The sequence below is a fragment of the Sphingobacterium composti genome (assembly GCF_009829075.1).
Classification (GTDB): domain Bacteria; phylum Bacteroidota; class Bacteroidia; order Sphingobacteriales; family Sphingobacteriaceae; genus Sphingobacterium; species Sphingobacterium composti.
Genome location: NZ_WUQZ01000016.1, coordinates 15,946 through 36,756, shown reverse-complemented (window position 1 = coordinate 36,756; position 20,811 = coordinate 15,946). Strand labels below are relative to the sequence as shown.

The following is a 20,811-nucleotide window of genomic DNA, read 5'->3' as shown; positions in this document are numbered from 1 at the left end:
CAAAAGAATTTTTTAGTTAAAACTTTTTAGATACTAACAATTCCAGCATTATAAATTCCTTACAAGCTTAAAAACTTTCATAATCTTAATGTAATAAGAATATCAAATCAACTATAATATATACGAATTAGTCATATAGATTTTATTATATTTGCGAATACACAGATTTGATAAAAGTTTATGTCTACAATATTTTCTAAAATTGTTGCCGGTGAGATTCCTGCGTATAAGGTCGCTGAGAGTAATGATTTTTTAGCATTTCTAGATGTATCTCCATTAACGCCGGGGCATGTATTGGTAATTCCTAAGAAGGAAACCGACTACATATTCGATATCGAAAACGATGAATATATGGGGCTTTGGATTTTCGCTAAAATAGTTTCACAAGGCATTAAGAAAGTATTTCCATGTAAAAAAGTGGGTGTAGCTGTAGTCGGCTTGGAGGTAGCACATGCACACATTCATTTGATTCCGTTAAATAAGGTTAGTGATATGAGCTTTGATAAACCAAAATTATCATTGCCAGCTGATGAGATGAACAAAATTGCTGAAGATATTCGTCAAGCAATTTCAGAAGTGACGAATGCTGAATAGTAAACTACAGCTATTGTCTTTTTAACTAACAACTATGCAAGATTTTTTAATTTCTTTCCAGCAATTGATGGATCCAGAGTACTTACTAAGTCATGGTGGATTCTATATAGTGTGCTTGATTGTATTTGCCGAGACAGGTCTTTTCTTTGGCTTTTTCTTACCAGGCGATTATTTATTGTTTCTAGCAGGATTGTTTTGTGCATTAAATAAGATTGATGTAACAATCACAACCATGTTTTTTGGTATACTAGGTTCGGGAATAGCAGGTAACTTTGCTGGATATTGGTTTGGATATCGAGCCGGTCCTATGCTATTTAAGCGGAAGGATTCCGTAGTTTTTAAACAGAAATATATTGTAATGGCGGAAGAGTTCTACCAAAAATATGGTGGATCTGCTTTGGTTGTTGGGCGCTTTGTTCCGATTATTCGTACATTTGCACCCATATTCGCTGGCGTAGTAAAATTGGACTTCAAAAAGTTCGTTTTTTATAATGTCTCTGGGGCCTTAATTTGGGTTGGTGTATTGACATTATCAGGATATTATTTAGGAGCAGCATTTCCGCAAATAATAAACTACGTGGAATATATTGTGATTGGAATGATTGTAATCGCATTCTTACCAATTATTATAGCTTTAATAAAGCGATGGATAAAAAATAGAAGTCAAAAATAAACAACAAAATAAACAGTAATTATATTAATGAGTACACAACATCCTTGGCATCAAGTATCTCCTGGAGACGACGTGCCAAATTCAGTAAATGCTATAATAGAAATTCCTAAAGGTTCGAAAGCAAAATACGAAATTGACAAAGACAGTGGTTTAATCAAATTAGACCGTGTTTTATTTTCTTCAGTAATGTATCCAGCTAACTATGGTTTTATTCCACAAACTTATTGTGATGATAAAGATCCATTAGATATCTTGGTAATTAGTTCTGTAGATGTATACCCAATGAGTTTGATTGAAGCTAAAGTTATCGGTGTGATGCACATGATTGACGGTGGCGAACAAGATGACAAGATCATTGCGGTAGCTAAAAACGATGTATCTGTGAATTACATCAACGATTTGTCGGAGTTACCTCCGCACACGATGAAAGAGATCGTGCGTTTCTTCCAAGATTACAAAGCATTAGAAGGTAAAAGTGTTGAGGTTCAAAACCTTTATGGTCGTGCTTATGCTCAAAATATCATCAACGAAAGTATTGAGCTTTACAATACGGAAATAAGAAATAAATAATCAAATGGCTCTCGATATTTTTTGGACATTTTTATTGGTCTTTGCAAATGGCTTTTTTGTCGCCGCGGAGTTTGCGATTGTCAAAGTAAGGGCATCGCAGATCGAGCTACAGGCTAAGTCTGGTAGCAATGTAGCAAAAATTGCAAAGAATATTACAGAGCATTTGGATAAATACCTAGCTGCAACGCAGCTAGGTATTACTTTAGCATCTCTAGGCTTAGGATGGATCGGTGAAGAAGTTATGACAGACATTGTCAATAAACTTTTTACTTATTTCAATATTGATATAGCGCAAAGTTGGGCTAAAGGTACAGGATTAGTGCTTGCCTTTGGATCTATAACTTTGTTGCATGTGGTATTGGGTGAATTAGCACCAAAATCTATTGCTATTCAAAAGCCAATCGCTACAACAATGAAAGTAGCAGTTCCGTTAAGGTTGTTTTATTGGCTTATGATGCCTTTAATTTATGTTTTTAATGGATTTGCTAATTTCTTGCTAAAATTAATTGGTATTACGCCTCATCCCTCAGAGGCTTACCATTCTTCCGAAGAGCTTCAATATTTATTAGATAAGGGTAAAGAATCTGGTGCTTTAAATCTTTCGGAACATGAGCTGATCAAAAATGTCTTCGATTTTAATGAGCGTATTGTAAAGAATATTATGGTGCCTCGTACTAAAATTATCGCAGTAGAGCAAAATGATCCCGCAGAAGAGTTTATTAATACTGTCACAGAAGAAGGATACTCTCGAATTCCTATTTATGACGATAATATTGATAAAATTGTCGGCGTAGTACATACCAAGGATATTTTGCCATTATTATTCAAGGGACAACAGATCGAGCTTAAAAGTATCATGCGAAAGCCTTATTTCATTCCTGAAACAAAGAAAATTAATGATTTAATGGCTGAATTCCAGCAAAAACGTATTCAGATAGCCTTTGTTTTGGATGAATTTGGTGGTACTTCAGGTATGGTTACTTTGGAAGACATAGTTGAAGAATTGGTCGGTGATATTCAAGATGAATACGATGAAGAGACGCCTGTGGTAGAGCAAATATCAGAAACTGAATTTATGCTAGACGCAGGAGCCGGTGTACACTACGTAAACGAATATTTACCTATCGAATTGCCTGAAAGTTCTGATTACGATACAGTAGCTGGTTTAGTAAGTCATGTTTTTGAAAAAATACCTGATGTAGGTGAGTCTACGGAAGAATTCGGATATCGATTTACTATAATGAAAAAAACTCAACAGAATATTGAGTATGTAAAACTTGATATTGTGGAGGTAATTGATGACGAGAATTCTGATTCTTAATATGCAATTATTTTATACACAAGAGATTAATCCTCAGCATAATACATTCATGTTGAGTGAAGAGGAAAGTAAACATGCTGTCAGAGTGTTACGCCTCGGTGAAGGGGATAGGATTCATCTCATCGATGGACGAGGTGGAATTTATGAAACTGAAATAATTGATCCTCATCCAAAGAGAACCACTCTGCGTGTTTTGTCTGTAACAGAGGAGTTCGGTAAAATGTCTTATGAAATTCATATGGCAGTAGCGCCGACTAAAAATATTGATCGAATAGAATGGTTTTTGGAGAAAGCTACTGAAATCGGTCTTAATTCCTATACTCCAGTTATTTGTGAACATTCCGAACGTAAAGATGTAAAAGTGGAGCGTTTAGAAAAAGTCGCAATAGCTGCGGTGAAACAATCTCTAAAAGCTTATTTACCACAAATTAATCCTATCATAACTTTTACGAAGTTTATTCAAGACATCAAGCATGTCGATTATACCAAAGGTATAGCACATTGTGTTGATTTAGAAAAGAAACATATTACTTCGACTTTCAAACCAAAGGGCAAATATTTGATTCTAATAGGTCCAGAAGGCGATTTCTCTGAAAAAGAAATAAGCCAGGCTATTGAAGCTGGCTTTGTTCCTTTGTCTTTGGGTGAAGCTCGCTTGCGTACTGAGACAGCAGCATTGGCTTCAGTTATTGAAGTCTCTTTATTAAATCGCTAATTTACGATTACTGCATCGACGATTTGAATTTCTGCATTTCCTTTTAAAGGTTCTGGATTAAAAACCATCTTTCCTTTTATTTTCAAAGGTTCTTCTGTGAATTTTACAGTGCCTTTTTTCATGAAAATTTCTACCATAGGAGGGATACCATTCGTACCGCAAAACTGACATTGTGCAATAGGTAAAACGGATAGCATAAATGTACTGTGCTGACGTCCGCTAGTCAATGGAACTAAATATCCCGGTAATTCTACAATCTTATTTTCTAATTTTTTTAACTCTGCGGGATAATGTGGTGTGTATACTTTCTTATTTCCGCTTGTTGTTACTTTATACATCATTTTATCAATTGCTTCCCATGTGCTATTCATCATAGGAGTATGATCAGGAATATCTAAACCTTGATTGAAACCAGATATTTGTGCTTTAGCGCCTACTGAAAAGATGCTTAAAACCAATATAATTAAATACTTTTTCATTTATTTTGAAGATAATGTATTTGAAATAGTTGTTTGATAGGCTTTGATAGCAGGAATAATACTTGCAGTCATTCCAATTAATACAGCAGTAAGTAAAATAAAGAACTCTTTAGGATTCACGCTAAATGCTTGAATAAAATCCGCGCTTTCACTAGTTTGTAAACTGATGTAATATAAAATTACATGACCCAAAATCAATCCAATAGTCCCACCAATAAGTGTAATGACCAATCCTTCGACTATAGTAAGTGTAAAAAGTTTAGCTTTAGTAGCTCCCAAAGTTCGCATTATTGCTAAATCATATTTTCGATCTTTCATTGCATTGTATAAACTTATAAAAACGCTGAAGCCGGCAATTATCATAATTACATATGCCAAAACGCCTAAAGAATCAAATCCAACGCCTAACAATGAGAATATGCGAGAGCTTTCCATTGCTGGTGAAGCTGCTTGCATCTGTGTGCTTTGATTTACCATTCTTGGTAATACACTAATTGCTGTAGGAGAACTATATTTTATTAGCAATGCTGTGATTTCGACACCTTGATCTTCGATCATATCTTGTCCAAGACTTTTAATAAATTCATTATTTTGTGGTTTTTCCGTTACTAATTCCTCTTCGTGTACAGGTGATGATTCAGTGGGTTCGTGTTTATGATCGTGATGACTGTGATCGTGTTCTTCATGATGTGCATGATCTGTATGTTCGTGGTTGTGCTCATCCTTATGGTTATGTGATACAGAATTTTTTTCATGCGAATGGTTATGATCATGATCATGGCCGTGGTCGCAATGTTCACCGTGAATATGCTCGCCATTATGTGCTATTCCATGAACTTCCCACACACTTGCAAGATTGCTCAATATCAAATTATCAACCACAGACTGAGCGGGATTCAAAATTCCAACGACAGTGAACGGGTGTTCGTCGTGTTGATGTGCATCTGCAGATAGGCCGTGAGCACTGAAAATCTGATCACCTATTTTAAGATTATGCTTTCGGGCGACTTCGGCTCCTAAAACGACTTCAAAGGATTTACTCCATAATTTACCTTCTTCTAATTTTAATTCGTATAATTCTAGAAAACTAGCATCGGTACCGATGATTCGATGACCTTTGTAATTGTCGCCTAAGGAAATTGGTGTTGCTAATTGTACTAACGGATTTTCGGCAAGTTTATTCGCTTCGCTCATCGGAATATTGCCCGTAGGGTTATCAACGTGATAAAGAGAACTCAATATCAATTGCATAGGACTTCCTTTTGCCCCAATTACTAAATCAATATTTTTAGTGTTATTTTCTAATTGTTTTTCAAGAGTTACAGAACTTATATATATGACAATAAGAATAGCCACACCAAAAGCAGTAAGTAGGACACTTAACAATGTGGATCCCCATTGTTGTGAAATATTTTTCCAAACAAGAGATAAAGTATTCATAGTCTTATATTATAATTGATAGGTGTTAGCAAAGTAAGATTTAATTCGAGTGTCGTGTGTGGCAATTAATAGAGTAGCATCATAGTTTGCTACGATTTGTAAAATTAAATCCATAGCATGCGCTGTGTTCGAATCATCCAATGCAGCAGTTGGCTCATCTGCAATTAAAACTTTTGGTTTATTAATCACAGCACGTGCAATGGCTGCTCGTTGCAATTGCCCTCTACTAAGCTGATTAGGATAGCTGTTAGATTTCTCTTCGATTTGTAATCTGTTTAAAATATCAGCTACTGCTTTCTTATCTTGCTTTTCTTTCGCCAGATATTGTGCTAATAAAATATTCTCTTCGATAGTCAGATTTTTAAGTAGATGTGCATCTTGGAAAATAAAGCCCATATTTTTTGCTCTGAAAAGATCTCTTTCTTGTTCACTTAATGCATAAATATCAGTGTCATTTATAAAAACTTTGCCAGAAGTAGGTGCAGATAGTCCTCCTAGCAAATGAAGTAAAGTTGTTTTGCCACTTCCTGATTCACCTAATAAAAGGGAATGCTTATTTTTTTCAATATGAACAATTGGAAATTTAAGATCAGCAGCGTTGGGATATTTAAACGTAAGATTTTCTGAACGTATCATAGACTTTTATTTCTAAATAGCTTTTTAGATAATGTTTAAAGGTATAGACATTACCTTAATAAAAGAAAATTCTATTAAAATTATTACATCTTCAATACAGTGTAGGACGTAAAATAAAATTAATCTTAACTCAATATGTGCTAATATATAAGAAGTGAAGTTATCCTAAACCATTCTATTATTAGATGGATTAACAATTGCTTAATCATTCGGTTATCAAAAGGTAATTTGCGCGTAATATTCAGTTAATCTGCTTGCTTTTAATTTGTGTTAAATTAAAATTAAATAAAGTTGAAAGTAGATTTACACATCAATAAGGCAAGTTTATTATTACTAGGTGTAATTTTAAATGGAATCGTTGTAGCTCAGCGTGCAGGATTAGTCTCTGGTACTATAAAAAATGCTAAAACTGGAGAGCCTATTTCTGGTATTGCTGTCAAGATTATTTCACTGGATAAAAAAATAATATCAGAGCCAAGCGGTCATAATACATTAGCTGGCTTGACCCAAGGTCAATACACACTTGAATTTTCTTCTAAAGGCTGGCAAACGCAAACTATTGATTCTGTATTAATCACAGAAGGGCAATTGACAAAGTTAAATGTCGATTTGCTAAATAATCATAAGAATAATCAAGTACCTAACTCTAGTTCAGATAGCTCAAAAACTTTAGTTGCATTACAAAAAAATAGTCATCCTATTGCTGATGGTACTTCTGCATTAGGTATCAAAGGTCGTGTAATTGATGTAGAGACTTTGCAGCCGATACCTGGTGTGAGTATCGTTGTTTTAGAAAATGGTAGAAAAACATCTACCAATGAGCGCGGGGAATTCACAGTGCCAGTAAACGCAAAAGGTAAATTCAGTGTAGAAACCAGTTATTTGGGATATAACAAAGAAATTGTTCCTGTGAATTTCTCGGATAAAAATTGGGAAATGATCAATGTCGTGTTAGTAAATACGAGTTCGGCATTGGATGAAGTTGTTATTTCGCGTCGTCGCACACAAATCAGTGAAATAGCATTATTAGAAGAAAGAAAAAATGCCTCACTTGTAGTCGAAAAAATTGGAGTCGAGGAATTATCCAGAAAAGGTGTAGGAGATGCTGCTATAGCAGTATCAAAATTATCTGGCGTGTCTAAGCAAGAGGGAAGCAGTCAAGTATATGTTCGTGGTCTGGGCGATCGTTATAACACCACATCATTAAATGGTTTACCAATTCCTTCAAGTGATCCAAATCTTAAAAATATTGCATTGGATATATTCAGTACGGATGTAGTAGATTACATCGGTGTGGATAAATTACACAATGCTACGTTAATAGGAGATTTTGGAGGAGCTAATGTGGATATTGGTTCGAAAAATTTCAAAGGAGATCAATTCTTCGAAGTTTCTTTTGGATCTACAGTTAATACAAATGCCTTAAAAGAAGCTGGGAATTTTAAACTACAACAAGGACCAAACTTTTTTGGATTTGCAAATTCTTTAATTCCATCTGATGCACAAGGAAGTTATCATTTCAAAAATAGTTGGGATATTTATCCAAAATCGATGTTGCCAGTTGATTTAGGACTAAAACTTGGTAAATCATTCAATTTCGGAACTGAAAGTCGTCTAAGCCTTTTTGCTACTTTAAATTTTGCAAATGGATACACATATCGTGAAGGTATCAATGCGAATGTAGGTGCTCAGGGAGATAAGTTAAAAAGTTTTTTTCAAACACGATACAACTACAACACAAAATCTACTGGCATGTTCAATGCTAATTACCAAATCAATACTAACCATAATATAGCTTATAATTTCTTGTATATCAATTCTGGAGATCAATTCACAGATGATTTTGCAGGCTACATCCGTGATGCTGCTGAAGATGGTAATGGTATATTAAGAAGAAATACATTTGCCCAAACAAAGTTAATTATCAATCAATTATTAGGTAAGCATACATTCTCAGATAAAATCGATTTGAACTGGGGACTCGCGGCAAATATGGTGGATGGAAACATGCCTGATCGTATGCAATCGCAACTGCGTAAGATGGATAATGGTGAGTATGTGTTTATTCGTGTCAACGAGGCTGATAACCACCGCTATAATTATTTTCTAAAGGAAAATGAATTCGTTGCAAATGTATCTGCAAAATATAAGTTAGGGGATTATAATAAAGGAAATATTACAGTTGGATATACTGGAAGGATGAAAAGAAGATCTTTTGATGTTATGCAATTGAACTTTAATATTTCCGCAGATTATAGACAAACAGTGATTGATCCAGATAATATTGATCAATATTTAGGGGCAGCTGGATTCGGTACCTTTTATGAGTTAAAAGGATTTGCGGGAAATGCCTTCCAATATTATAATGGCGATCAAACTATTCATGCTGGTTTTGCAAGTTTAGATTATAAACTAACGGAAAAATTAACTGCTGTTGTCGGTGCTCGACTTGAAAAGATTATACAAAGTGTAGATTACTATAGTATCGAATTTCCTAAGAGTGAAAATAAGAATAGTAAAGACGCATTCCTTCCAAGCTTAAATCTTAAATATGCACTTAATGATAAGCAAAATCTAAGATTAGGGGCTAGCAAAACTTATACATTACCACAATTTAAAGAGAGAGCACGTTTTCCATATGACGATGTGACGGAAGTGATTATTGGTAATCCATATTTGTATGCTTCAGACAATTATAATTTGGATTTTAAATGGGAAATGTTTCCTAAAGAGTCAGAGTTGATTTCCGTTGCTGCATTTGGTAAATATATTCAAAATCCGATTAACGAAATTATGATTGCTTCGGCAACGAATGATATTTCATATGCGAATACGGGCGACAAAGGTTATGTGTATGGTGTAGAATTGGAGTTGAAAAAGAACATAATTGAATTTAATGAAGATAAATTGAGTTTCGGATTTAATTCCGCGATTATGAAAACGAACCAAGATTTTGATGCTGAAAAAGTAACTACAGAAACAAATGGTATTGTGAATATTGATCCTACTCATTTAAGTTCAAGATTTACCGGTGCTTCTGATTTTATTGTTAATGCAGACTTATCCTATAACAAAAAACTGACGGATGATAAAAATATTGTGGGTACAGTAATTTATAATTACTACTCGGACAAGATTTATGCTATTGGTACAGGTGGTTTAGGACACCGTGTAGACAAAGGTTTTGGAATGTTGGATTTAGTGATAAAAAGTAAGCTGTCAAAAAATATAGGCTTAGAGTTTTCAGCTCGTAATATTTTAAATCCAGCTTTCGAGAGATGGCAAGAAAATGTAGAGCCTGTTAAGGTCTTATCTTACAAAAAAGGGAAATTCTTCAACCTTGGATTTAAGTATAGTTTTTAATATAAAAATTAATATTTAATTAATAATCAGTTAATTACATTTTAATGTTGGCTTAGTTTATTTGAATAATAAAATTTGAAAATTAATAAATCAGAAATAATGAAAAAATCAGTTACAACCCTTTTACTTTTAATGTCTCTATCTGCGACGCCGTTTATTTTTACAGCATGTAGCAGTGATGATGATGAATTGACTGTTGTCGATCCTGGTAAGCAAGTTGATCGTGAAAATTTAAAGGGATCAATTAGAAACGGTGAACATATAATTTTAGAGAGTGGAGTTTATAAATTAACTGGACCTCTAGTTGTAGAAAATGGTGGTAAGCTTACTATCAAAGCAGGTGTGACTGTAGAAGCTACAGCTTTCAAAGGTGGTGAGGAAATCAGATACATCGCGACAGCACAAGGTGGACAAATTTTTGTTGAAGGCACTGCTGCTAAGCCTGTAGTAATGACAGCTAGCAACAAAACTCAAGCTGCTTGGGGCGGTTTAGTATTATGTGGAAAAGCTCCAATTAATAACGGTACTTCAGGGTCAGCTGAGGTTTCTGGATTAACCTATGGTGGTACAGATGTGAATGACAACTCTGGCTCAATTAAATATTTGCGTATTGAATATTCTGGATATTCTTATTCAGCAGAAAAAGAATTCAATGGTTTGTCCATGTTTGGCGTAGGGAGAGGCACTACCATTGAATACGTACAAGTACACGAAGGTTCTGATGATGGATTTGAATGGTTTGGTGGTACAGTTAATACGAAGTATTTAGTTTCTACTTCAAACGAGGATGATCAGTTCGACTGGACAGAAGGCTGGAATGGTACCAATGAAAATTGGTATGCTAAAGAAGCTTCGAACAAAGGAAATCGTGGTGTCGAGGCTGATAATAACTTTAAAACTCATACAGTGGATCCAATATCAAACCCAACTATTAAAAATTTGACATTGATTGGTCGTGGAGCACATGATGGAGAATCTCAAGCATTAAAATTACGTGTAGGTACGAAGGGAATGTTTGACAACCTTGTCCTTTCGAATTGGGGAACAGGATTTGATGTAGAAAATGATGCCACTATTACCTATGTAGGCACATCATTAAAAGCAACACGTGTAAAATTTGATAATGTTGCGACTAAATCTAAAGGTAAGAAAAGTGACGGCTCATCTGTAGATGTTGCTTCCGTATTTACTGAAGATGCGACTGCTACAGGAGCTGGTGCAGGTACTGCAGTGCCTGAATGGGCTAAGGGTTGGACTGTAGGATTATAATATATAAGCATTCAACAATAAACTTAAATAAATAATATCTCCTTGCCCTATTAGGTGAGGAGTTTTATTTTGGACTATAGTGATAGACGACTTTTTACTCTTCGCCTTAATATTTATCGGATAATTACCCAATATTTAGACTTCTTTCTTGTGGAGTAGGTTCACAAATAGAATAATTAGTCAAAGGGGGATTAAATTATGTTTCGAAGTCAACTTCTATATAATTTAAAAATATCAGAAACCTCCTCATTTACTTTTTTATTAAAGTTGTAGACCTTATTATATTCAAAATTGATGCTTTTGTATTTATATCCTTGAGCATACAGCTCAGGCTTGCTTTCTATTTTTTAGTACTGATTTATTGACAAAAAAAGCGTTTGAAAAAATTGAATACTATCTAACTTTTGAGCATATGTTAACTGGTTATTGCTAAGAATAGCTATATAACACAATATTAGCCGAACAAACCAATATGTTTTTGCAAAATATTAACACTTACTTAAAGTAAAGTTAGTAAAAGTTTAATTACTACTTGGTCAAAGTAAACTCCTGATCCAGATTAGGACAAGGAGTTTGCATTAATATATATAGGGGAGAGAAAGTTCTATTTTATAATAAGCTTTAGCTATTAGTCTGGTACTAAAGCTTATTTTGAAATGAGTAATTTATACTGAGGGTAATAGATTAGATTGCTTAATATTTTATCGTATCTGAAGTATTCAACTAATTGCTAGTGAAAGGAGCAGAAACCAAAGCCTTATCTCTGGTAATTTTTATTTCATATTCTACTGTTTTGTCTTCTTTTACCACTTTGATTAAATAATTTCCTTCAGGAAACTTATTTAAGTTGTACGCCTTTGTTAAGTGTTTTTCAGCTTTAATACTTTCTTTGTAAACGACTCCATCATACACATTATAAATCGATAAGTCAATTTTTTCAGCTTCTTTTGTTGAAAGTACTAGTGATTTCTGATTATATGTGTATGGTTTTAATGTCATTTTGATGTCATCACTATAAGTCGATGATGAAGACGCTATTAAAGTGAATAAAAAAGTGGTTTTTAATAAATTTTTCATAACAAATAAATTAAATGATTATTAAATAACTTACATGGCAAAGATATATCGGTCTATCGTGAAATTTTAATGCATAATTTTCTGATTTCTATGCTATATTGATAATTTCTTATAAAATGTAATTTTAAGTTAAAATCATATTTGTTTTTCGTTAACTTTCATGTAGTTATGAAAAAAGTCAACCCAAGCTTTGAAATTATAGAACCAAGTTTTGGAAGTTCATTCGCTTATTTTAAATATATTGAGAATGAAAATAACAAAGCGCATGTATGGCATTATCATCCTGAAATAGAAATAGTTTACGTAAATGGTGGGTCTGGAAAGCGGCAGATAGGAAGTCATATTTCTTACTACACGGATGGTGATCTTATAATGATTGGAAGTAATTTGCCACATTGTGGTTTTACGGATACAAATACAGGTAATAAGAAAGAAACAGTTATTCAATTCAAACCGACATTATTCGGTCAGGATTTTATGATGCTTCCCGAAAATAGATTTTTGGTAGATTTTTTTGAAAGTGCAAAGTCTGGAATAGCCTATAGTTCTGCAACAAAAAAATCAGTTGGGCCGAAAATAGAAAAGATGCTAAAATGCAGCCTTTTGAACGATTATTATGTCTATTACAACTCCTTAAAGAGTTAGAAAGTTCAGTGGATCACAAATTCCTGAATGCTTCCTGTTTTACTGTTGAATTGCAAGTTCAAGATAATGATCGGATAAATATGATATTTAATTATGTAAAGGATCATTTTCTTGAGGAGATTAGTTTAGAGCATGTTGCGGATATTTCAAGTATGACTGTACCATCATTTTGCCGATTTTTTAAAAAGGTAACGAATAAGACTTTTACACGATTTGTAAATGAATACAGAATAGTGCATGCTTGTAAATTGTTGGCTGAAAAACCAATGAGTATAGCTAATATAAGTTATGAAAGTGCTTCCATAATTTCAGTCATTTCAATAAATTATTTAAAGAATTTACGGGTAAAAGTGCTTTGCAATACCGTAAAGAATTGCATACGATGATAAAATAGATTTATTCTCTTGCTTATAGAAGCGCTTATAAAGTATAATAGTAGCCGTAAGTTTACAATATCAATCTTGAATGAGTTATGTTTTGTACGGAATAGTTAATTTTCCTTAAATTCAACTAATTATAAACTAATTAATAACTATGGAGGTTAAAATATTTTCAAAATTTACAGCTGAATTAATTGGAACATTTGGTCTTGTATTATTTGGCTGTGGAGCAGCTGCAGTCGCAGGTGGGACTACATTGGCAGAAACAGCTGGTTTAGGATTATTGGGGATTTCAATTGCATTTGGATTATCTGTTGTGGTGTTCGCTTATGCTATAGGTGGTATTTCTGGATGTCATATCAATCCAGCAGTAACAATTGGAGTATTAGTGGCAGGAAAAATATCCATTAAAGATGCAGGTGTTTATATCCTAGCTCAATTTATAGGCGCTACATTAGGGGCATTTGTTTTATCCCAAATATTAGCTGGTCAATTAGCGGGTTTTACTGCTGGAGAATGGGCATTTGGTTCCAATGGTTGGGGGACGGGTTATCAAAATGAGTATGGAATCGTAGCTGCTTTCCTAACTGAGGCTGTATTGACAGCTCTTTTCTTATTCGTCATTTTAGGAACTACTTCCATAGTAGGTAATGGCACGATGGCTGGTTTGGCAATTGGTTTTACCCTTTTATTGATTCATTTGGTGGCTATACCTGTGACTGGAACTTCCGTAAATCCAGCCCGCAGTTTTGGACCTGCAATTTTAGCAGGAGGGCTGGCATTGGGTCAATTGTGGTTATTTATTGTTGCTCCAATTTTGGGAGCAGTCATAGGTGCAATAGCATGGAAGGTCGTGTATCCAAGTAACAATGATTAAATTGTAGTATTCCTAAAACAACAAAGACTTCTATAATTAGAAGTCTTTGTTGTTTTAGGAATATATTATAATTTGGTAAGCCAATTCAAATCTATATCTTTGTCTTAATGGATAATTTCATTGTCTCAGCCCGTAAATATCGTCCCGTTACCTTCGATTCTGTCGTAGGTCAACTGCATATTACGAACACCCTCAAAAATGCTATTCACAATAATCAATTAGCGCAAGCTTTCCTGTTTTGTGGACCTAGAGGTGTTGGTAAGACAACATGTGCGCGTATTTTGGCAAAGACGATTAACTGTGAACATATCTCAGAAAATACAGAAGCTTGTGGAGAATGCGAAAGTTGTAAATCATTCCAAAATGGAGCTTCTTTCAGTATTCACGAATTAGATGCCGCATCAAATAACTCAGTTGATGACATCCGTAGTTTAATAGAGCAAGTTCGTATACCTCCTCAAACAGGTAAATACAAAATCTACATCATTGATGAGGTTCACATGCTCTCACAGGCAGCTTTCAATGCTTTTTTGAAAACGCTAGAAGAACCACCTTCATATGCAATTTTCATTTTGGCAACGACAGAAAAGCATAAAATTCTTCCTACTATTCTTTCTCGCTGTCAAATCTTTGATTTCAATCGTATCAAAGTAGAAGATATGGCTAATCATTTGGCAAATATCGCAGCAAAGGAAGAGGTGACATTTGAGGCTGATGGATTGCATGTTATTGCTCAAAAAGCTGATGGAGGTCTTCGTGATGCATTGTCAATGTTTGACCAAATTGTCAGTTTTTCAAACCGTAATTTGACCTATCAAGCAGTCATTGACAACCTCAATATTCTTGATTACGATTATTATTTCAAATTAATGGAAGCTATTGCCCAAGAAGAAGCGGCAGAGGCTTTGTTGATTTTTGATAATGTTTTGAATAAAGGATTCGATGGGGGGCATTTTATCGCTGGATTGTCGAATCATATTCGTAATCTGTTGGTGACAAAAGAGCCACGTACATTGAAGCTTTTGGATGTAAGTGAGAATATAAAGAAAAAATATTTCGAACAATCATCAGCTTTAAGCTCAGGATTATTGCTTTCAGCATTGAACATCGCAAATCAATGTGAGATATCTTATCGTACCAGCAAAAACCAGCGTTTGCAAATAGAACTTGCCTTATTAAAGATGTGCCATTTGTCTTCTGCTATCAAGTTAGGAGTAAATGGGATATCAACTACGCAAGTGGAACTAAAAAAAAAACTCCCTGAGTCAGTAAAATCTACTGTTACAGCTACCACAAATACAACAACTTCAGCTCCAATACCTTCAGTCAGAAATGAAGCTCCTGCGCTTGTCAAGTCGGCTATTCCAAGTCCGTTGAAAGCCGCGGAACCCGATAAAAAGTCTTTTTCATCAGGAAAGGGATGGGGAAATTTCAAACCTTCTGTTGCGGTTCCTAGTTTAGCTACTGTTTTTGAAGAAAAATCTGCCGATGCTGAGGAAGAATCAGATTTAGTTCAAGGAAATGAATTTAGAGAAGTTACTTTCAACTCATTTATTAGTAAGTGGAATGCTTTAGCCGAGCAACTGAAGGCTGAAAATCGCATTACCTTATATACGATTATGACTGCCAATGAGCCTCGATTGAATGGTAATATCATTGAGATTGATGTTGAGAATATGGTGCAAAGCGAACAGCTAAAGGAGGGTAAAATTGATATTCTCAATTATTTGCGTGTAGAACTGAAAAATTTTGCGCTTGATATTACGACACATCAGCTCGAACAATCTGTGGTTCGTAAGGCGTATACTTCTCAAGAAAAGTATAAAGTAATGGTTGAAAAAAATCCTGCTTTGGAAACTTTGCGAAAAACATTCAATTTAGGTCTTAGCTAAATTTCTCTTTCTTATCTTTGTACAAAATTCTGATAGGTAGTTAACATCTACTTATCCTCTTACTTATATAAAAAAATAATGCAAACTAATTTCCAACGTCGTGATCGCGGCGAACAAAGAGAAAGTAATCAAATGGTGTTTGGTATCAGAGCTGTTATCGAAGCCATCGACAGTGGTAAAGAGATAGAGTCTCTTTTTATTCAACGTGGATTAAGCGGAAGCTTATTGTTGGAATTGAAAGCATTAATTAAAGAACGTAATTTGGGTTACCAGCAGGTTCCTATTGAAAAGCTAAATAGAATCACACGTAAAAATCATCAAGGTGTGATCGCTGTTATTTCTCCTATTACTTACCACAATATTGAAGATATTCTTCCAGAAATCTATGAAAAAGGGGAGACTCCTTTATTGTTGATGTTGGATGGGGTGACGGATGTACGTAATATGGGAGCTATTGCACGTACAGCAGAATGTGCTGGCGTACATGCGATCATTGTTCCGAAAAAAGGTTCAGCAGAAATTAATCCTGATGCGATTAAAACTTCGGCTGGAGCGCTGTATAAAATTCCTGTTTGTCGTCAAGATTCTTTAGGCAAGACAGGTAGATTTCTAATTGATTCAGGTGTTCAATTGGTCGTTAGTACTGAAAAGACAAAGGATTCTGTGTATGATGTTGATTATACTGGTCCTACTTGTATCATTATGGGGGCGGAAGATGTTGGTGTTTCGGATGATTTGATTCGTATTTCGGACAAGTTAGCTAAGATTCCTATGTTTGGAGCGATAGGGTCATTAAATGTATCTGTATCAGCAGGCGTGGTAATTTATGAGGCTATTCGCCAACGAAATAATAAGTAAAAATGCTTAAGCAAAAACTACGCAGACAATTTAGAGTTTATAAATACGTAGTTTATAAAGAAACGTTAGTTGATTTTAAAGATCACTTATGGTCTTTTATTGGCGCTTTTATTGGGATTGGAATAATTGCTTATTTACAATCCCTCCAACTTCCCGATCTAGAAAACATATTTCTTATAGGTTCTTTTGGTGCGTCTTCTGTATTAGTATATGGTGCTGTTCACAGTCCTTTAGCACAACCGAGAAATTTAGTTGCTGGACATGTGGTATCAGCAATAGTAGGAGTTACTATTGCTAAACTTTTTCCTGATATTATTTGGCTGACGGCACCTTCCGCTGTGGCTTTATCAATAGTTGCAATGCAAGTGACACGATGTTTACATCCTCCAGGAGGAGCTACAGCTTTGATTGCCATTACTGGAGGAACAAAGATTGCAGAATTAGGGTATATGTATGTATTATCACCAGTTCTTACTGGATCTCTAATTCTATTGATGATAGCTTTAATATTTAATAACATTACTAAGGATAGACACTATCCTGTAAAGCATTCTCGATTACGAAAATCGAGAAGATTACAGTTAAAGAAAAGATTTTCTAATCCGTAATTTTCTCATCTTCTTTTGCATGTTTGTTCGTGTTTGAATATTAAAAATTTTATTTTAGTATTCTCAACCTATGTGAACATGAATAAACGTTTTAAAAGTTTCCTATTTATTACTGGTCTTTGTTTTTCTACCCAAATTTCTTTTGCACAGTTAACTACTCCAATTGAAGAAAGTATCCTAACAAATTCAAAGAATTTCTATTATATAGACTTTAAAAATTATGCGAAGCCTTTACAACAATTGCCTATAGGTGTATTTGATTCTGGTACTGGTGGACTAACCGTATTGGATGCGTTGGTTAATTTTGATCAATTTGATAATGTCTCTAGAAAAGATGGGGGAGATGGTGTTGCAGATTTTTCAAATGAAAAATTTATCTATCTCGCAGATCAGGCGAATATGCCTTATGGCAATTATAACGCTATGGGTAAAGATAACTTGTTAAAGGAGCATATTATCAAAGATTTTCAATTTCTTTTAGGTAATAAATATTATCAACATTCTAGCCATACTTCATTTCAAAGGAATAAAGAGCAGGTAAAAGCAATTGTTATTGCGTGTAATACGGCTACAGCATATGGCTATGAAGAAGCTACGTCTTTTTTGAAAAAAACGAATTTAGATATACCAGTAATAGGGGTGATAAATGCTGCTGCACGTGGAACACTTTCTTTCTTCGATAAAAATGAAAGTGGGTCAATAGCTGTTTTTGCTACAGTAGGTACAATTGCTTCGAAAGGTTATGAACGTACTATAAAGAAGCAAATATCAGAAGGTGGTTTTTCTGGCAATATTCAAATTTTCAATCAAGGAGGTTTTGGGTTAGCTGAAGCAGTAGATGAAGAACCGGATTTTATTCGTAAAAATAGCACTACTCCACTAAAAGCCTATCGTGGACCTTCGTTAGAAAATCCAGACTTTAAAATTGATAAAGCACTTTTAGAAGTTTATAATTTTAAAAATGATGGAAATAGTTTGCTGTGTGATAGTGAAAATATCGAGGATTGTTCTGTTATACAGTTAAACAACGCAGAAAATTATGTGCGTTATCACCTTGTGTCACTAATGGAACAAATGCGAAAATCCGAAAATGCACAACCGTTGAAAGCGATAATTTTAGGCTGTACGCACTACCCGTATTTAATCAAAGAGATTCAGCAGGTTTTTGAAGAATTAAAAGCATATCAAAGTGAGGATGGCAAATATACTTATCGCAATTTGATTGGAGAGGAATTGCATATTATTGATCCTTCAGTCTATGTGGCTCAAGAATTATATGCCGCATTGAATACTAAAAAGCTATTCAATTCTAGCAGTCAAGTGCTAATGGAGCAATCAGAATTCTATATTTCTGTTCCAAATGTGACCAATTCTAATGTGAAATTAGATGATGAAGGAAGGTTCACTTACGATTATAAATATGGCCGAAATGCTGGCGAAATTCAAGAATATGTAAAAGCTGTTCCCTTTGATCGAAAGAATATTTCGACAGAGACGTTGAAGAGATTAGAAATTATGGTTCCAAAAACATTCAAATTGATTCAGAAATTTTCTGAGGACAATCCTAAAATGGAATACTTAAGTACTAAAGAAAAAATATAATTAGAAAGGCTTCATTTTATGAAGCCTTTCTAATTAAGAGTAAAGCTCTTTATAATTTTTACTATATTTCTCAATGATTTTTTTGCGTTTCATCTTCAGGGTAGGAGTAAGTTCTCCTCCTTCAATTGTAAACTCAGTTGGGATTAAACAAAACTTCTTAATTTGTTCCCATTGACCAAAATTAGTGTTGATTCTGTTGATTTCTGAGGTGATTTTGTCTTTTACCTGCTCGCTTAACAAAAACTGCTCTACAGTGAGTGATTGAAGTTCTGGAATTGATTTTTGAGCCCATGCTAATAGATTTGTGTACGATGGCACAACAAAAGCGGCAGGAAATTTTTCGCCATCACCTACCACCATAAATTGTTCGATAAAAGGCGACTCGACCATTTTGGACTCTATAGCTTGAGGTACGACATATTTACCACCCGAAGTTTTGAACATTTCTTTTTTGCGGTCGATGATTTTTAGGAATTTCCCCTCAACCCATTGTCCGATATCGCCACTATGTAGCCAGCCATCTTTGATGATTTCTTGTGTAGCTTCAGCATCTTTATAATAACCTAACATCACATTGTCGCCTTTAGCTAGAATTTCTCCATCTTCTGCTAGTTTGATGTCAATGTTGATGAGTGGAAGTCCGACAGTTCCAATTTTCATTCCACGTTTAAAATCATTTACCGACAGGCATGGACCTCCTTCGGTCAGTCCATATCCTTCGTATATCATGATGCCAGCCGCCATATATAATCTAATCAAACGCTCTTGTAGTGCTGCAGAACCCGATGCTATACCTTTTATTTCTCCCCCTAAAGCTTGTTTCCATTTCGAAAAAATCAATTTGCGAGCAATATTCAATTGCACATCATACCACCATGACCTTTTCGCATCATCCAAATCATACTTTTCTCCTAAGCCTATCGCCCAAAAGAATAGTTTTCTTTTGATTCCGGTTAAGGATTCTCCAGTAGCGATAATTTTATCATAAACTTTTTCTAACACCCGTGGTACTGCAGAAAAAATATGTGGTTTGACTTCCTTCATATCGGCTCCGATTGTATCCATTGATTGCGCATAATAGATAGTCAACCCTTTGTACATATAGACATAATGAAACAAGCGTTCGTATGCGTGACATACCGGTAGGAACGATAAGGCACGGTCATAAGCCGTCACTGGAAACGAATATTCGCTGCTAATCATGTCAGCTAATAGATTTTTGTGCGTGAGCATTACACCTTTTGGATTTCCAGTAGTGCCACTTGTATAAATAATAGTTGCAATATCTTCAGTTCTAACTGCGGCTTTGCGCTCTAATAATTGACTATCAGAAATAACTTTTCCTGTTTGATTTATCATATTCAAATGTCGAAATGTCGTTTCTTCATCTAATATAAAAGTGCTTTCTAATAGTAGAAGAGAAGGCTTTAATTCATTAATTCGCTCATATAAGGCTTTAGAACTGATGACCGCTAGTTTTATTTCAGCGTGATTGAAAATGTACGTGTAATCATTATCAGATATATTTGGATAAAGAGCTACCACGATAGCACCAATCTGTTGAATTGCCAAATCCAATAAAGACCATTCAATTCGATTTTCACTTACAATACCTATTTTATCATCGGGTTGTACACCCAATGCAATAAGGCCTTTTGAAATTTCGTCAATCTTGTTTTGGAAATCTGTATTCGATATTTCTATCCATTTATTGTTCTTTTTATAAGAAAATATAGCGGAAGTGGGGTAAGTGTGCTTTCTATAGTTGACTAGGTCAAATATACGTGTAGGCTCGTTATTCATAAGCAATAT

At 34.6% G+C, this 20,811-nt stretch carries 19 protein-coding genes; 14 read left to right on the top strand and 5 right to left on the bottom strand.

Annotated elements, in window-relative coordinates; all coding sequences use genetic code 11:
* Window positions 1-180: 180 nt before the first annotated feature.
* Genes GOQ17_RS11100 through GOQ17_RS11080 form a run of 5 tightly spaced genes read left to right on the top strand, consistent with a single transcriptional unit; the run spans window position 181 to window position 3,873 of the window.
* On the top strand, window positions 181-594 hold the full coding sequence (locus GOQ17_RS11100) for an HIT family protein (RefSeq protein WP_159637463.1): 414 nt from the start codon (window positions 181-183) through the stop codon (window positions 592-594).
* Between the two features lie 34 nt (window positions 595-628).
* Window positions 629-1,267, top strand: a complete 639-nt coding sequence (locus tag GOQ17_RS11095; protein WP_159637462.1) for a DedA family protein — start codon at window positions 629-631, stop codon at window positions 1,265-1,267.
* A gap of 27 nt (window positions 1,268-1,294) precedes the next feature.
* A complete protein-coding gene (locus GOQ17_RS11090) occupies window positions 1,295-1,837 on the top strand; it encodes an inorganic diphosphatase (RefSeq protein ID WP_149915562.1) in 543 nt (180 codons plus the stop codon).
* 4 nt (window positions 1,838-1,841) lie between these two features.
* On the top strand, window positions 1,842-3,158 hold the full coding sequence (locus GOQ17_RS11085) for a hemolysin family protein (RefSeq protein WP_159637461.1): 1,317 nt from the start codon (window positions 1,842-1,844) through the stop codon (window positions 3,156-3,158).
* 1 nt (window position 3,159) lies between these two features.
* Window positions 3,160-3,873 (top strand): 16S rRNA (uracil(1498)-N(3))-methyltransferase, encoded by a 714-nt coding sequence (locus tag GOQ17_RS11080; RefSeq protein WP_159637459.1) that lies wholly within the window; start codon window positions 3,160-3,162, stop codon window positions 3,871-3,873.
* Here the strand turns inward: GOQ17_RS11080 and GOQ17_RS11075 are convergent.
* From GOQ17_RS11075 to GOQ17_RS11065, 3 genes are read right to left on the bottom strand one after another with little or no spacing between them, the layout of a single operon-like run.
* Window positions 3,870-4,352, bottom strand: a complete 483-nt coding sequence (locus GOQ17_RS11075; protein WP_159637458.1) for a hypothetical protein — start codon at window positions 4,350-4,352, stop codon at window positions 3,870-3,872. The two genes, GOQ17_RS11080 and GOQ17_RS11075, sit on opposite strands and share 4 nt — an antisense overlap.
* Window positions 4,353-5,792, bottom strand: a complete 1,440-nt coding sequence (locus GOQ17_RS11070; protein ID WP_159637457.1) for an ABC transporter permease — start codon at window positions 5,790-5,792, stop codon at window positions 4,353-4,355. It lies immediately after the preceding gene.
* A 9-nt stretch (window positions 5,793-5,801) separates the two neighbouring features.
* Window positions 5,802-6,428, bottom strand: coding sequence for an ABC transporter ATP-binding protein (locus tag GOQ17_RS11065; protein ID WP_159637456.1), 627 nt, complete (start codon window positions 6,426-6,428; stop codon window positions 5,802-5,804).
* Between the two features lie 291 nt (window positions 6,429-6,719).
* On the opposite strand from GOQ17_RS11065, the gene GOQ17_RS11060 reads away from it, so the two are divergent.
* Window positions 6,720-9,791: a TonB-dependent receptor domain-containing protein gene (locus GOQ17_RS11060; protein WP_159637454.1), complete on the top strand. Its 3,072-nt coding sequence runs from the start codon at window positions 6,720-6,722 to the stop codon at window positions 9,789-9,791.
* Window positions 9,792-9,890: 99 nt separating this feature from the next.
* Window positions 9,891-11,060, top strand: a complete 1,170-nt coding sequence (locus GOQ17_RS11055; RefSeq protein ID WP_159637453.1) for a beta-helix domain-containing protein — start codon at window positions 9,891-9,893, stop codon at window positions 11,058-11,060.
* 723 nt (window positions 11,061-11,783) lie between these two features.
* On the opposite strand, the gene GOQ17_RS11050 is transcribed toward GOQ17_RS11055, so the two are convergent.
* Entirely contained in the window at window positions 11,784-12,137 is a 354-nt protein-coding gene (locus GOQ17_RS11050; protein WP_159637452.1) for a T9SS type A sorting domain-containing protein, read from the bottom strand.
* A 168-nt stretch (window positions 12,138-12,305) separates the two neighbouring features.
* Here GOQ17_RS11050 and GOQ17_RS16415 point away from each other — a divergent pair, with 168 nt between their 5' ends.
* The 7 genes from GOQ17_RS16415 (at window position 12,306) to GOQ17_RS11020 (ending at window position 18,999) form a co-directional block, all read left to right on the top strand.
* Entirely contained in the window at window positions 12,306-12,782 is a 477-nt protein-coding gene (locus GOQ17_RS16415; protein WP_236537129.1) for a hypothetical protein, read from the top strand.
* Complete coding sequence (locus tag GOQ17_RS16605; protein WP_394350609.1) at window positions 12,731-13,168, top strand: helix-turn-helix domain-containing protein; 438 nt, start codon at window positions 12,731-12,733, stop codon at window positions 13,166-13,168. The genes GOQ17_RS16415 and GOQ17_RS16605 overlap by 52 nt, the downstream gene beginning before the upstream one ends.
* A gap of 148 nt (window positions 13,169-13,316) precedes the next feature.
* Complete coding sequence (locus GOQ17_RS11040) at window positions 13,317-14,039, top strand: MIP family channel protein (protein WP_159637451.1); 723 nt, start codon at window positions 13,317-13,319, stop codon at window positions 14,037-14,039.
* A 107-nt stretch (window positions 14,040-14,146) separates the two neighbouring features.
* Window positions 14,147-15,931 (top strand): DNA polymerase III subunit gamma/tau, encoded by a 1,785-nt coding sequence (locus tag GOQ17_RS11035; RefSeq protein WP_159637450.1) that lies wholly within the window; start codon window positions 14,147-14,149, stop codon window positions 15,929-15,931.
* 78 nt (window positions 15,932-16,009) lie between these two features.
* On the top strand, window positions 16,010-16,789 hold the full coding sequence (gene rlmB, locus GOQ17_RS11030; RefSeq protein WP_159637448.1) for a 23S rRNA (guanosine(2251)-2'-O)-methyltransferase RlmB: 780 nt from the start codon (window positions 16,010-16,012) through the stop codon (window positions 16,787-16,789).
* Between the two features lie 2 nt (window positions 16,790-16,791).
* Window positions 16,792-17,397, top strand: a complete 606-nt coding sequence (locus GOQ17_RS11025; protein ID WP_159637447.1) for an HPP family protein — start codon at window positions 16,792-16,794, stop codon at window positions 17,395-17,397.
* Window positions 17,398-17,475: 78 nt separating this feature from the next.
* On the top strand, window positions 17,476-18,999 hold the full coding sequence (locus GOQ17_RS11020) for a glutamate racemase (protein ID WP_159637446.1): 1,524 nt from the start codon (window positions 17,476-17,478) through the stop codon (window positions 18,997-18,999).
* Window positions 19,000-19,032: 33 nt separating this feature from the next.
* On the opposite strand, the gene GOQ17_RS11015 is transcribed toward GOQ17_RS11020, so the two are convergent.
* Window positions 19,033-20,802 carry an AMP-dependent synthetase/ligase gene (locus GOQ17_RS11015; RefSeq protein ID WP_159637445.1) on the bottom strand — a complete coding sequence of 590 codons (1,770 nt, stop codon included), beginning with the start codon at window positions 20,800-20,802 and terminating at the stop codon, window positions 19,033-19,035.
* Window positions 20,803-20,811: the final 9 nt, after the last annotated feature.

What these genes read in the sequence shown, in the direction of transcription:
- GOQ17_RS11100 (WP_159637463.1), top strand. Translation starts at nt 181, where the DNA reads ATGTCTACAATATTTTCTAAAATTGTTGCCGGTGAGATTCCTGCGTAT.
- GOQ17_RS11095 (WP_159637462.1), top strand. Translation starts at nt 629, where the DNA reads ATGCAAGATTTTTTAATTTCTTTCCAGCAATTGATGGATCCAGAGTAC.
- GOQ17_RS11090 (WP_149915562.1), top strand. Translation starts at nt 1,295, where the DNA reads ATGAGTACACAACATCCTTGGCATCAAGTATCTCCTGGAGACGACGTG.
- GOQ17_RS11085 (WP_159637461.1), top strand. Translation starts at nt 1,842, where the DNA reads ATGGCTCTCGATATTTTTTGGACATTTTTATTGGTCTTTGCAAATGGC.
- GOQ17_RS11080 (WP_159637459.1), top strand. Translation starts at nt 3,160, where the DNA reads ATGCAATTATTTTATACACAAGAGATTAATCCTCAGCATAATACATTC.
- GOQ17_RS11075 (WP_159637458.1), bottom strand. Translation starts at nt 4,352, where the DNA reads ATGAAAAAGTATTTAATTATATTGGTTTTAAGCATCTTTTCAGTAGGC.
- GOQ17_RS11070 (WP_159637457.1), bottom strand. Translation starts at nt 5,792, where the DNA reads ATGAATACTTTATCTCTTGTTTGGAAAAATATTTCACAACAATGGGGA.
- GOQ17_RS11065 (WP_159637456.1), bottom strand. Translation starts at nt 6,428, where the DNA reads ATGATACGTTCAGAAAATCTTACGTTTAAATATCCCAACGCTGCTGAT.
- GOQ17_RS11055 (WP_159637453.1), top strand. Translation starts at nt 9,891, where the DNA reads ATGAAAAAATCAGTTACAACCCTTTTACTTTTAATGTCTCTATCTGCG.
- GOQ17_RS11050 (WP_159637452.1), bottom strand. Translation starts at nt 12,137, where the DNA reads ATGAAAAATTTATTAAAAACCACTTTTTTATTCACTTTAATAGCGTCT.
- GOQ17_RS16415 (WP_236537129.1), top strand. Translation starts at nt 12,306, where the DNA reads ATGAAAAAAGTCAACCCAAGCTTTGAAATTATAGAACCAAGTTTTGGA.
- GOQ17_RS16605 (WP_394350609.1), top strand. Translation starts at nt 12,731, where the DNA reads ATGCAGCCTTTTGAACGATTATTATGTCTATTACAACTCCTTAAAGAG.
- GOQ17_RS11040 (WP_159637451.1), top strand. Translation starts at nt 13,317, where the DNA reads ATGGAGGTTAAAATATTTTCAAAATTTACAGCTGAATTAATTGGAACA.
- GOQ17_RS11035 (WP_159637450.1), top strand. Translation starts at nt 14,147, where the DNA reads ATGGATAATTTCATTGTCTCAGCCCGTAAATATCGTCCCGTTACCTTC.
- rlmB (WP_159637448.1), top strand. Translation starts at nt 16,010, where the DNA reads ATGCAAACTAATTTCCAACGTCGTGATCGCGGCGAACAAAGAGAAAGT.
- GOQ17_RS11025 (WP_159637447.1), top strand. Translation starts at nt 16,792, where the DNA reads ATGCTTAAGCAAAAACTACGCAGACAATTTAGAGTTTATAAATACGTA.
- GOQ17_RS11020 (WP_159637446.1), top strand. Translation starts at nt 17,476, where the DNA reads ATGAATAAACGTTTTAAAAGTTTCCTATTTATTACTGGTCTTTGTTTT.
- GOQ17_RS11015 (WP_159637445.1), bottom strand. Translation starts at nt 20,802, where the DNA reads ATGAATAACGAGCCTACACGTATATTTGACCTAGTCAACTATAGAAAG.